At 63.8% G+C, this 12057-nt stretch carries 9 protein-coding genes; 3 read left to right on the forward strand and 6 right to left on the reverse strand.

The features are described from left to right. Positions 1-28 precede the first annotated feature (28 nt). The 3 genes from ACSVIE_RS11275 to ACSVIE_RS11285 form a co-directional block, all read right to left on the reverse strand. Positions 29-2137 carry an MFS transporter gene (locus tag ACSVIE_RS11275; protein ID WP_442423876.1) on the reverse strand — a complete coding sequence of 703 codons (2109 nt, stop codon included), beginning with the start codon at positions 2135-2137 and terminating at the stop codon, positions 29-31. Beyond that, a complete protein-coding gene (locus ACSVIE_RS11280; RefSeq protein WP_426006245.1) occupies positions 2122-2631 on the reverse strand; it encodes a MarR family winged helix-turn-helix transcriptional regulator in 510 nt (169 codons plus the stop codon). The genes ACSVIE_RS11275 and ACSVIE_RS11280 overlap by 16 nt, the downstream gene beginning before the upstream one ends. Positions 2632-2764: 133 nt before the next feature. Then, positions 2765-3685, reverse strand: coding sequence for a LysR family transcriptional regulator (locus ACSVIE_RS11285; RefSeq protein WP_442423877.1), 921 nt, complete (start codon positions 3683-3685; stop codon positions 2765-2767). A 94-nt stretch (positions 3686-3779) separates the two neighbouring features. On the opposite strand from ACSVIE_RS11285, the gene ACSVIE_RS11290 reads away from it, so the two are divergent. Together ACSVIE_RS11290 and ACSVIE_RS11295 are read left to right on the forward strand one after the other, a co-directional pair. Then, positions 3780-4808 (forward strand): MBL fold metallo-hydrolase, encoded by a 1029-nt coding sequence (locus tag ACSVIE_RS11290; RefSeq protein WP_442423878.1) that lies wholly within the window; start codon positions 3780-3782, stop codon positions 4806-4808. Positions 4809-4837: 29 nt separating this feature from the next. Beyond that, positions 4838-6166 (forward strand): MFS transporter, encoded by a 1329-nt coding sequence (locus ACSVIE_RS11295; protein ID WP_442423879.1) that lies wholly within the window; start codon positions 4838-4840, stop codon positions 6164-6166. A 65-nt stretch (positions 6167-6231) separates the two neighbouring features. Here ACSVIE_RS11295 and ACSVIE_RS11300 read toward each other — a convergent pair whose 3' ends face one another. Beyond that, complete coding sequence (locus ACSVIE_RS11300) at positions 6232-7935, reverse strand: thiamine pyrophosphate-binding protein (RefSeq protein ID WP_442423880.1); 1704 nt, start codon at positions 7933-7935, stop codon at positions 6232-6234. Beyond that, positions 7932-8987 carry an agmatinase gene (gene speB, locus ACSVIE_RS11305; RefSeq protein WP_426006240.1) on the reverse strand — a complete coding sequence of 352 codons (1056 nt, stop codon included), beginning with the start codon at positions 8985-8987 and terminating at the stop codon, positions 7932-7934. Before speB ends, ACSVIE_RS11300 begins: the two co-directional genes overlap by 4 nt. A 222-nt stretch (positions 8988-9209) precedes the next feature. On the opposite strand from speB, the gene ACSVIE_RS11310 reads away from it, so the two are divergent. Continuing rightward, complete coding sequence (locus tag ACSVIE_RS11310; protein ID WP_442423881.1) at positions 9210-11183, forward strand: amino acid transporter; 1974 nt, start codon at positions 9210-9212, stop codon at positions 11181-11183. Positions 11184-11263: 80 nt separating this feature from the next. Here ACSVIE_RS11310 and ACSVIE_RS11315 read toward each other — a convergent pair whose 3' ends face one another. Next, positions 11264-11839, reverse strand: a complete 576-nt coding sequence (locus ACSVIE_RS11315; RefSeq protein ID WP_426006238.1) for a helix-turn-helix domain-containing protein — start codon at positions 11837-11839, stop codon at positions 11264-11266. Positions 11840-12057: the final 218 nt, after the last annotated feature.

The following is a 12057-nucleotide window of genomic DNA, read 5'->3' on the forward strand; positions in this document are numbered from 1 at the left end:
CAAATCTGCACAGGAACTGCTGGCAGTTCTAGCCTGCGTGCTTGCCGTGGTCGGCCCGGGACTCAACTCCCTGCAGAAGCAGCAACGCCATGCGTTCCTGCTCGCGGCGCTCACGCCTGAGTTCCTTCCGGAGTGCCTTCAACTCGTCGGCAGTGCGGGCCTGCTGTTCCGCAACAGTCTGCTGGTCACGCAGACGCGCCTGGAGCTCAACATTGGCCCGGCTGAGCTGGAGCTGCTGTTCAGCCAGGACATACTGCGTCCTGGAGAGTTGCTCCTGGAGTTCCTTGACGTCGGACGCGGTGTGGGGCCGTTCCTGCGTCAGGATCCTGGCGAACTCGAGGTCAAGGTCATCGGCTGACCGTCCCCCCGCCGCCGGACGGCCGGGAACCTCACCGGAACCCGCACGCTCCCGGGAACCTGCACCCGGGCGGTTCCCCGCATTCCGGGGAGCTCCGGCACCCAGCCGCGTTCCGGCGTCGTGCGCCTGGTCCGCACCGGACGGGCCCGGCTCCGCGTTCATGGACGTCGTATCCAGTGCCATCGCGGCCTCGCCGGAAGCGGCGGCGATCAGTTCCTTTTCGGGTGCCGCATCAACGGTCCGGCGAAGCGGGCGTTCCTTGATGAACAGGACAGCCAGGAGGGCAACGACGCTGATGAAGGCAGAGATCAGGAAGATCTGCGCGGTGGCATCGCCGTAAGCGGCACGCATGATGTCGCGGATCGGAGCGGGCATGTCCGCCAGGTCCATACTGGCCCCGGAGGCACCGCCCTGGACGGGAATGCCTGCCGCTGCCAGGCCTTCGGTGGCCAGGTCCTTCACATGGTTGGACATGATGGCCCCGAGGACCGAAACGCCGATCGCGCCACCTACGGAGCGGAAGAAAGCAACCGAAGCACTGGCAGTACCAATGTCCTTGGCCTGCACGGTGTTCTGTACCGCGAGCACCAGGTTCTGCATGAGCATGCCCAGGCCGAGGCCGAACACGCCGGTGTAGATGGCTACGATCCACAGCTCGGTGGTGTGGTCCATGGTGCCCGCAAAGGCGAGCCCGCCGATCAAAAGGACAGAACCTGCGATCAGGAACCGCTTCCATTTGCCGAAGCGGCTGATCAGCACACCTGAAGCCACCGAACCCACCAGGTTTCCTGCGATCATCGGCAGCGTCAGGAGGCCTGCCTCAGTGGGTGTGGCGCCGCGGGAGACCTGGAAGTACTGGCCCAGGAAGGTGGAGGAACCGAACATCGCAATACCAACGGCAACGGATGCCAGGATGGCCAGGGCGGTGGTGCGCTCAGAGATGATCTTGAGGGGAATGATCGGCTGGGAAACCTTGGTCTCCACGAACACCAGGAGGGCCAGGAGCGCCACGCCGCCGCCCACCATGAGGGCCGACTGCCAGGACACCCAGTCGTAGTATTCGGGGTTGCCCGCGAAGGAAACCCAGATCAGGAGGAGGCTCACGCCGGAAGTCAGCAGGATCGCACCGAGCCAGTCGATCCTGGCCGGCCGCTTGATGTGTTCGATCTTCAGGGTGATCTGGAGCAGGATCAGCGCAATGACGGCCAGCGGCACGCAGACGAAGAACGTCCAGCGCCAGCCGAGCGGACTGTCCACGATGAAGCCACCCAGCAACGGGCCACCGGCTGTACCTACAGCCATGACTGCACCCATGTAGCCGGAGTACTTGCCGCGGTCCCGGGGCGGGATCATGGAGCCGATGATGGCCTGGGCAAGGGCGGTGAGACCGCCCATCGCCACACCTTGGATGACGCGTGCGGTCAGCAGCAGCGGAATGGTCTCGGACAAACCGGCCATGACCGAGCCGGCTACGAAGATGATGATGCTGAGCTGGACCAGGAGTTTCTTGTCGAAAAGGTCGGCCAGCTTGCCCCAGATGGGCGTTGTGGCGGCGTTCGCCAGGAGTGCCGCGGTAATGACCCAGGCGAAGTCCGTCTGGGTGCCCTTGAGCTCGGACATTATGGTGGGCAGGGCATTTGCAACGATGGTGCTGCTCAGGATGGCGGTAAAGAATGCTGCCAGGAGACCGGTGAGGGCCTCCATGATCTGGCGGTGCGTCATAGGTGCCGGGGCTGCATTCCGCCCTGCGGCCGGTGTTTGGACTACTGGTGTGGCCATAGTTGTGGCTCCTGAACTGTGGGATTCGTTGTTGTGGAACCGGCCGCCGTTGCCCGGATTGAGTCTTTGAGGGACCCGGTGAGTTTCTGCAGCACCAGGGATGCCTCGAGCGCATCTTCTTCACTCCAGTCCGCGAGATAGTCGCGTAGCCTGGCGCTGCGTTGTTCTTCGACCTCGCGGAGCTTTGCCGTCCCGCTTTCGGTCAATGCAAGGAGTTGCGCCCTTCCGTCTGCGGGGTCGGGCCGGCGCACCACGTAGCCAAGCTCTTCCAGCTCGGACACGTGCCGGCTGAGGACCGGCGCGCTCACTCCCAGCCGTGCGGCCAGGTGCGTCGCGCGGGTCTCCCCCTCGCCAATGAACCGCATCACGCCCTGGACTGCCATTCCGACGTCGGGAACGCGGGCCAGGTGGGCGGTCACCACACAGCGCAGAGTCCGCTGGAGGTCAAAGATGTGATGAACAAGATCGGTTGCCGTGGCTGAACCGACGGACATGGAAAACACCCCTTTTTGTTTGCCTAAAGCAACTATACTCCTAAATGATTGCTTTGGGAAACTAAAGAAGGTCACCCCCAACTGACTGGCAGTAGTGGTTGTATTGACGTCTCAAAACAACCACTACTGCCAGTCAGTTGGGTTCTGGATACTCCGGTTGCCGCGTCAGCGCCCTGGCCGCGAGAATCACTTCCTCCACGCGCCGGGGGCGGCTGACACCCGGCGGAACCACTGCTACGAGCTCGTTGGCCGGCAACTTGTCTTCGATGGGAACCAGCGCCACCCGGGCACCTGTGTAGAGGGACTCGATGCCAGGCCAGACGTTGGTCACAGAGTAAGCCTGCCCGCTGGCCACGATGCCACGGATGGTCTGCGCCACCACGCTCCTCCACCGCACCTTGGGTTCGATGCCAGCCGAGTGGAACATCGCAATGACACGCTCGGCACTGGGTGGAACATCGAACAGGACCACGTCTTCCCCGGCCAGGTCGGCGAACCTGAGGGACTTCCGGCTGGCCAGAGGATGGTCTGCGGCCAGCATGAACTGCGGCCGTGACGCGGCTACCGTCAGGATTTCGACGCCGGGCACCGCCTGGAGCGAATAGATGAAGGCAACGTCCAACTCACCTTCCCCCACCGCCCTTTGCAGCTCCTCCGCGTTGCCTTCCACGAAGTCCAGTTCCACCTCCGGCCACTTGGCGGCGAAGGCCCGGATGAGTTCGGGGATCAGCCGGGGCGAGATCGCAATCATGCACCCGATGGACACGCGCCCCCGCATGTCTTCGTGGGAACCGCGCAAGGCCCCTTGCAAGTCGGCCGTTTCGCGGAGGATCCGCCGTGCCCGCACACCCAACTCCACCCCCGCAGCTGTGGGCTCCACGCGCTTGGCGCGGGTCCGGATCAGGAGGTCCAGCCCGAGGCTCTTTTCCAATTGGGCAATTGCCATGGAGGCAGCGGCCTGGGAGATATTGCTCTCGCTGGCGGCCTTGGTCAGCGATCCGTGATCCAGCACGGCCACAAAATACTCGAGCTGCCGCAGCGTGAACTCACCCATCAGTTCTCCTTATGAACTCCTTAGAATTGATTGATTATACAAGTGACGTGGTGCGGACCACACTGGAAGAAAGCCATTCCGAACAAGGAGAACCATGACGCCGACGTCATCCCTCAAGCCGCACATCGTCACGCTGGGAACAGCAGGCGGACCACGTTGGTGGGCCGCAGCCGACTCCGGCGAGCGCACGGGAATCGCCACGGCCGTTGTGGTTGGGGATGCCTTTTACCTGGTGGACTTCGGACAGGGCGCGGGACGTCGGCTCAGCCAGTCAGGGTTGCAGCTGAAGGACCTGCGTGCCCTCTTCATCACGCACCTCCACTCGGACCACGTCTACGACCTCGCCGGTCTCGGCATCTTCGGGCTCTACGCCTTGACCGACCGCACGGAGAATCCAGTGCGCATCATTGGACCCGGCAACCGGGGCGAGCTTCCCGCTGTGTCGCCGCGCGCCGTCGTCGAACCCCAACCGCTGGCGCCGGAGAATCCGACGCCGGGCACCCGCCAGATGTTCGAACAGCTCATGAAGGCACATGCGACGGACCTCAACGACCGCATCCTGGACAGCCTTCGGCCAAGCCCGCTGGACATCTTCCACGCTGAGGACATCGTCATTCCGGCGGACTCGGGCTACCACCCCAACAACAATCCGACTCCGGACATGGAACCGTTCGAGGTGTACCGCGACGAACTGGTGACCGTGACGGCCATCCTGGTGGAACATCCTCCTGTGGCCCCGGCTTTCGCCTTCCGGTTCGATACCGCCGAAGGCTCGGTCACGATCTCCGGAGACACCGCGTACACGCAGAACATGATCACCCTGGCACAGGATACGGACCTCCTCCTGCACGAGGCGATCGACTTCGCGTGGGTGGAGTCGCTCTATGCCGACAAGACCGACGAATCCAGCCGCGCCTCCCGCGACCACCACTACAAATCCCACACCAGCGTCCGCGAAGCGGCCAAGCTGGCCGAAGTTGCCGGCGTCGGGCATTTGGCCCTGCACCACCTGGTTCCCGGGTCCGCTTCCGCAGCCGTATGGCAGGAGGCCGGCGAGCACTTCAGCGGCACCTTCACCATTCCCAACGACCTCGACGCCATTCCGTTCAACCGTCAGCGCTGACGGACGAAGAACCCAACCTGAGGAAGCACATGAGCACAGCACCAACAGCCCCTGACACAGGCGCTGCCACTCCCACAGCCACGTCCATGAACTCCAAGGACATGCGCCGCATTCTCGCCTCCAGCTTCGTCGGCAGTGCCATTGAGTACTACGACTTTGTCCTTTACGCGACGGCGGCGAGCCTGGTCTTCAACAAGGTCTTCTTCGCCAACCTTGGCCCCGGATTCGACCTCTTCGCTTCCTTCGTGACGCTCGCCGTAGGGTACATCGCCCGGCCCTTGGGCGGCCTGATCTTCGGCCACTTCGGCGACCGCCTGGGCCGCAAAAAGATGCTGGTCCTGTCCATGCTGATCATGGGACTCGGCACGACGGCGATCGGCCTGCTTCCGCCCACCGCCCAGGTTGGCATGGCTGCACCGATCGCCCTGGTGATTCTCCGCCTGGTCCAGGGCGTCGCCGTAGGTGGCGAATGGGGCGGCGCGGCACTCATGGCCATTGAGCACGCACCCAAGGAGCACCGGGGGTTCGCTGCGGCCTTCGCCAACGCCGGCGGGCCGGCGGGCGCGATCCTTGGCACGCTGGCACTGTCCCTTTTCGCGGCGGTTTCCGGCAACGATTTCCTTGTCTGGGGCTGGCGCATACCGTTCCTGCTGAGCGCACTGCTCATTGTGGTTGGCATGGTGATCCGCTTGAAAGTTGCCGAGACACCTGCGTTCCAACGCCTTGAAGCAGCCGGCGAAAAGCGCCGCGTGCCGCTGCTCGATGTCCTGAAGAACAACCCCCGGGCCGTGGTACTTGGCCTGCTCGCGACCACGTCGTTCTATGTCTGCCAGTCGATGACCACCGTATGGGGCGTTTCCGTCGCAGTGGAAAGCGGCGCCGACAAGAACGGCGTCCTGAACATCAAGGCCCTGGCTGCGCTCCTGACCTTGGTGATCTGCTTCTACTCCGCACGCCTCAGCGACCGGATCGGCCGCCGTCGGGTGCTGATCGGGGCCTCCCTTTTGGGTGTGGTGCTGGTCTACCCGATCCTGCTGCTCATGAGCAACGGTGAACTGTGGGGCTTCGCCCTCGCGATCATCCTGGGCAACGGGCTGGTTCAGGGTTTCCTCTACGGTCCGATTGCCGCCTACGTGGCCGAGCAGTTCCCCACCCGCAACCGTTACACCGGCGCCTCCCTCGCCTACCAAGGCGCTTCGATGGTGGGCGCAGGCTTCACGCCGATGATCGTGGCTGGCCTGAGCCTCGTTGCCGGTGGTGGATTGTGGCTGATTGCCGCGTTCTGGATCGTCGCCCTGCTGGCCTCGGCCATCGCCGTCAAGGCCACGCCGGAAGGCACCCACCGCGAACTCGACTGACGTGCGTGGCCCGCAACGCAGGAAGCCCCCGCATGGTGTTCCATGCGGGGGCTTCCTGCTGTTCGTTAATCGTCCAGGTGGGTGGGACCGAACATCTTGAGGAGCGTTTCAACCACGACGACGTTGGGTCCGTCCGCGGCGAAGGACGCCTTGAGCGCGTCCCCCACCTGGTCCGGGTCGACTCGAACGGCCGGCACGCCGAAGGACTCGGCCAGCTTGACGAAGTCGGGGCGGGCGAGCTCGGTGGCCGTGGCCTTGCCGAAGGCGCCCACCATGTATTCGCGGAGGATGCCGTAGCCGCCGTCGTCCACGATCAGCCAGGTGACCGGGATGTTGTGCTGTTTGGCGGTGGCGAGTTCGGAGATGGAGTACATGGACGAACCGTCACCGGAAACAGCCAGTACCCGGCTCGGCTTTCCCGTAGTTTCCAGGCCCACGGCCCCGCCGATCGCAGCCGGGAAGCCGTAGCCGAGCCCACCGGCTCCCTGGGCGGAGTGGAACTGTCCGTCGCGGGAATCCCAGCAGGACCATCCCCAGTACGCGGAGATGGTCATGTCCCAGAAGGTCTGCATGTCCGCCGGTACTGCTTCGCGGATATCGGCCATGAACTTCAGTTCCTTGGCCAGGTCCTGCGATTCCAGGCGGGCCTTGACCTTGGCCAGGGACTCCTTGACCAGTTCTTCCGGGCTGGCGCCGTGCCAGGACCGGACCGCCGACGTCGCTGCCCCGGCCTCGGAGAGGGCCGCATCCAGTGCTGCGAGGGCCTGCCCGGCATCGGCGCGGATGCCCAGGCCGGGGCGATTGGATTCCAGGACCCGGGGTTCGGCGTCGATCTGGATGATCCGGCCGCGGGGTTCGAACGTGAAGTAGTTCGAGGTCACCTCGCCCAGGGACGAACCGATCACGATCAGCACATCCGCGTCCTCAAGGACATCGGTCATGTACCGGTCCTCGATCCAGGACTGCAGGGACAATTCGTGGTTCCACGGGAACGCACCATTACCGCCCGGGGTGCAGATGACCGGCGCCCGGAGCTGTTCGGCGATGGAGAGCAGCGACTTCTCCGCCCGGCCACGGCGCGTACCGCCGCCTGCGATGATTGCCGGACGTTCCGCCGTCGAGAGCCACTTCACGGCTTCGCGGACCAATTCCACGCGCGGCGGGTTATCGAAGGCTTCGGCCAGCGCGTCCTCCACCGGCGGCACCACGATCGGGTCCAGAAGCACGTTCTGCGGGATCTCGATCCACACCGGGCCCTGCGGGGAGGAAATGGCCTCGGTCCACGCGTCCTGGATGGCCGACGGGATACCAGAAGCATGCTGGATCAGCCGCTGGCTCTTGGTGACGTTGGCGGCGGAGGCCTTTTGGTCATCGAGCTGGTGGAGCATGCCCTTGCGGCGGGCACCCAAACCCTCCAACGGGATCTGGCTGGCAACCACAACCATCGGCACACCCGTGGCATACGCCTCCTGCAACCCCGCAAGCGAGGTCAACGCCCCCGGGCCGGTGGAAAGAAACAAGACGCCCACCTCACCCGTGGCACGGGAATAACCATCAGCGGCGAACGCCGAGTTGTTCTCCACCCGCGAGGAAACGAAGTGCAGGTTCCCGCGGCCCATGGCGTCGAACAAGCCAAGGGCGTGTTGGCCCGGAATACCGAAAACCGTCTTCGCGCCGAGCGCTTCAAGGGTTTCGACGACGAGGTCCCCGCCGTTACGCTCCCCGGTCTCCCTGGTAGGGGCTGCCGTGCCCGGGTCGAAATCGATCATCGCTGCGTGGCCTTCGCGAGTTCCTCAATGCGCGCACTGAGGGCCTGCTGGGCGTAACCGTTCGGCGCACCGTGTCGGTCCCCTTCCACGGCGTTGTCGGCCATGAGGGTCACCAGTTCATAGGCCACGTGGCTGCCCGCAACACCGGTGATTTCGGCGTGGTCGTAAGCCGGAGCAACTTCCACTACATCAGCGCCAACGAGGTTCATGCCGCGGAAGCCACGGATGATCTCCAGGAGCTCACGGCTGGTGATGCCGCCGGCTTCCGGTGTTCCCGTGCCGGGTGCGTGGGCCGGATCCAGGACATCAATGTCAACGGAAATGTACAGCGGGCGGTTGCCGATGCGGTCCCGGATCTTGGCCACCGTCTCGGCCACGCCCTGGTAGTAGACGTCCGCGGAGGTGACGATGCCGAAGCCAAAGCGGTGGTCGTCGTCGAGGTCCTTCTTGCCGTAGAGCGGACCGCGGGTACCAACGTGGCTGATGGCTTCAGTGTCCAGGATCCCCTCTTCCACTGCGCGGCGGAACGGGGTGCCGTGCGTGTACTCTGCACCGAAGTAGGTGTCCCAGGTATCCAGGTGAGCGTCGAAGTGCAGCATGGCGATGGGTTCACCGGCACGTTCGGCCGCGGCCCGCAGAAGCGGCAGTGCGATGGTGTGGTCGCCACCGAGGGTGACCAGCTTGCTGCCGTTCGCGGTCAGGTCCAGCGCGTTCTGCTGGATGGTCTCAATGGCCTCGTTGATGTTGAACGGGTTCACGGCCATGTCACCGGCATCGGCGACCTGGATGTTCTCGAACGGGCTGACGTCCCAGGCCGGGTTGTACGGGCGCAGCAGACGGCTGGCCTCGCGAACATGGTTGGCGCCGAAACGGGCGCCTGGACGATAGGAAACGCCGGAGTCGAAAGGCACGCCGACAACGGTGACGTCGGCCTTGGTGACCTGGTCCAGACGGGGAAGCCGGGCATAGGTCGCAGCGCCGGCATAGCGCGGGATACGGGATGAATCGATAGGGCCGAGGTTCCCGTTGGCTTCAATGCGGAGCTCTTCCAAAGTTGCGCCACTCCTTAGATAGATGGATCTGGGTTGTGACACCCATCATACACTCAAAGTTGTCCAATATGCATCATCTGTTTACGACAGAGGCAGCGTATCCGGATGCAGTGAGATGCCGGTCACAGGAGGCGTTAAGATTCCATAAAAACCGGGGTCCGCGGCGGAAACGGCGTCCTACGCTCCTTGCTGAAGCAGCAGGGTGCTGCGCGAGAGGACACCGTGACAACGCTGACGAGGCCCCCGGCCGATCCGTCCAACCGGCCCAAGGGCGGCTTTCACTTGAAGGCCTGGCTGCTGGAAGGCATGCCGGACACGTCGGGGAAACGGCAGGGGCCCCACGGGAGGCCGTCGGAGTCCCACAAGCCCCAGTCATGGTGGAAGGTCATGTGCCTGACGGGCCTGGACTACTTCTCCACCCTCGGCTACCAGCCTGCCATCGCCGCGCTTGCTGCCGGCCTTCTGTCGCCACTGGCCACCCTTCTGCTGGTAATCGCTACACTGGCCGGCGCATTGCCCGTCTACCGGCGGGTTGCCAAGGAAAGCCCCCGCGGCGAAGGATCCATCGCCATGCTTGAACGGCTCCTTCCGCGCTGGGGTGGCAAGCTCTTTGTCTTGGCACTCCTGGGCTTTGCCGCTACCGACTTCATGATCACCATTACCCTCTCCGCCGCCGACGCGACAGCCCACCTGATCGAGAATCCGTTTGCTCCGCATTTCCTCGAGGGACAGCAAGTGGTCATCACCCTTGCCCTGATCGCAGGGCTGGGCATTGTCTTCCTTCGCGGATTCAAGGAAGCCATCAACGTGGCGGTCGTCCTGGTGGGTGTCTTCCTGGCCCTGAACCTTGTTGTGGTCGTTGTGGCGCTCAGCCACCTCTTTACCGAATCCCACGTCATCACCGACTGGTGGGCGGCACTGACCACGTCCCATGGCGATCCCCTCCTGATGATCGGCCTGGCCCTCCTGGTCTTTCCCCGCCTGGCACTTGGCCTGTCCGGGTTTGAGACCGGCGTGGCCGTCATGCCGCAGATCAAGGGCCACGCCACCGATACGGACAAGAACCCCGCAGGTAGGATCAAGGGCGCGCACAAGCTCCTGACCACGGCGGCCATCATCATGAGTTCGTTCCTGATCACCTCCAGCTTCACCACCGTGATGCTGATTCCCGCAGCGGAATTCGAAACAGGTGGGAAGGCCGAGGGGCGCGCCCTTGCCTACCTGGCCCATCAGTTCCTGGGTGACGGATTCGGCACGGTTTACGACATCAGCACCATCGCCATCCTGTGGTTCGCCGGGGCGTCGGCCATGGCAGGACTCCTCAACCTGGTCCCGCGGTACCTTCCCCGCTACGGCATGGCCCCCGCCTGGGCCCGCGCACTGCGCCCGCTGGTCCTCGTTTTCACCGTGATCGCCTTCGCCGTGACCATCATCTTCCAAGCGGACGTGAACGCGCAGGGCGGTGCGTACGCCACCGGCGTGCTGGTCCTCATCACCTCGGCTTCCATCGCCGTGACCCTCTCAGCGCGACGCAAGAAGCAGCGCGGCCAGTTCATTGGCTTCGGCATTGTCTCCCTGGCGTTCATCTACACCACGGTGGTCAACTCGATCGAGCGTCCCGACGGCCTGAAAATCGCAGCCTTGTTCATCCTGGGCATCGTGGCGGTCAGCTTCGTTTCACGGATACGACGGGCCTTCGAGCTCAGGGCCACCCACATCAAAATGGACGAGGCGGCCTTGGAATTCACCGCTAACAACGCCGACGGTCCGGTGCGGATCATCGCCCACGAGCCCAAGCACCTGAGCGCCAGCCGGTACCGGGAAAAGCTGCGGCACGCCCAGCAGGCCAACCACTTGCCCGTGGACAGCGACGCCGTATTCATCGAGATCATCGTGGACGACAGTTCCGACTTCGAGCAGGAACTCCAAGTGGTGGGCAGGAAGCGCCACGGCTTCAAGATCCTGGAAGTCCACAGCAACAACGTGCCCAACACGCTGGCAGCCGTTCTCCTCCACATCCGGGACGTCACCGGCTACATGCCGCACATCTACTTCCGGTGGACGGAGGGCAACCCCATCTCCAACCTGAGCAAATTCCTGTTCTTCGGCGAAGGCGAGATCGCTCCCGTGACCCGCGAAGTGCTTCGGGAAGCAGAGCCGGACGTGACCCGCAGGCCTTGGGTCCACGTGGGCTAGCAATCCCCGCCCAGATGGCACTTAATGACAATGTTTCCCCCCGACATTGTCATTAAGTGCCATCTCGCGGAGACGGAAAATTACCGACTGGCTGCCGGCACCAGGACCCAGAGCACTTCCACGGTTTCATCGGTGGGATTGATCCACGTGTGTGGTTCCCGGCCGGGGAAGGAAAGGGTGTCCCCTTCCTCGAGGTCATATTCCTCATTGGTCAGGATGAGCTTGATACGTCCCTTGACCACATGGAGGACGTCAACATCGCAGTCCACGGCGTAGAGCTCATTCTCACCACGGCCATGCGGTTCGATGGTTGCCTGCAGGATCTGCAGCCGGCGCTCCGATCGCGCGGTAAGAAGCCGTTCAACGATGCCCTGGCCACCCAGGGAAATGCGGGGACCATCATCCCGCCGCGTCAGGTGGGTTTCCGGCGCCGCGAACAAATCGCCAACCGACACTGAAAGCACCTGGCACAGGGTAACCAGTGAGGCGACCGACGGCGAGGTCAGGTCCCGCTCCACGCGGCTCAGGAAGCCTTTGGTCAGGCCGGTGGCATCCGCCACTTGCTCAATGGTCAGCCGCTGGGCCTGCCGCGCGGCGCGGATGCGGGAACCGATGGCAACGGGGACGTTGCTCGGTTCAACGGGGAGAGCCTTCATTCACGAACCTTTCAGGCCTGCCATGCGGCCCTGTCATTGGAGCAATAGTAGCCGGATCATCTTCCGCGCAGCGCTGTTCCGGCGTAACCATAACCAAAGGACCTTGACTGTTACTCCAGTCACAACATATCCTCATAGGCAACAAGTGTTGTCTGTGAGGCACACAACACGAGCCAATCTCCCGTCATCACGCACAGAGCTTCCGGCCAGCCCAACAC

The organism is Paenarthrobacter sp. NCHU4564 (assembly GCF_052156435.1).
Taxonomy (GTDB): domain Bacteria; phylum Actinomycetota; class Actinomycetes; order Actinomycetales; family Micrococcaceae; genus Arthrobacter.

Bases quoted from the DNA above. Each gene is read 5' to 3' on its own strand.
- ACSVIE_RS11280 (WP_426006245.1), bottom strand. From the start codon at position 2,631: ATGTCCGTCGGTTCAGCCACGGCAACCGATCTTGTTCATCACATCTTT.
- ACSVIE_RS11290 (WP_442423878.1), top strand. From the start codon at position 3,780: ATGACGCCGACGTCATCCCTCAAGCCGCACATCGTCACGCTGGGAACA.
- ACSVIE_RS11275 (WP_442423876.1), bottom strand. From the start codon at position 2,137: ATGGCCACACCAGTAGTCCAAACACCGGCCGCAGGGCGGAATGCAGCC.
- ACSVIE_RS11295 (WP_442423879.1), top strand. From the start codon at position 4,838: ATGAGCACAGCACCAACAGCCCCTGACACAGGCGCTGCCACTCCCACA.
- ACSVIE_RS11285 (WP_442423877.1), bottom strand. From the start codon at position 3,685: ATGGGTGAGTTCACGCTGCGGCAGCTCGAGTATTTTGTGGCCGTGCTG.
- ACSVIE_RS11315 (WP_426006238.1), bottom strand. From the start codon at position 11,839: ATGAAGGCTCTCCCCGTTGAACCGAGCAACGTCCCCGTTGCCATCGGT.
- ACSVIE_RS11300 (WP_442423880.1), bottom strand. From the start codon at position 7,935: ATGATCGATTTCGACCCGGGCACGGCAGCCCCTACCAGGGAGACCGGG.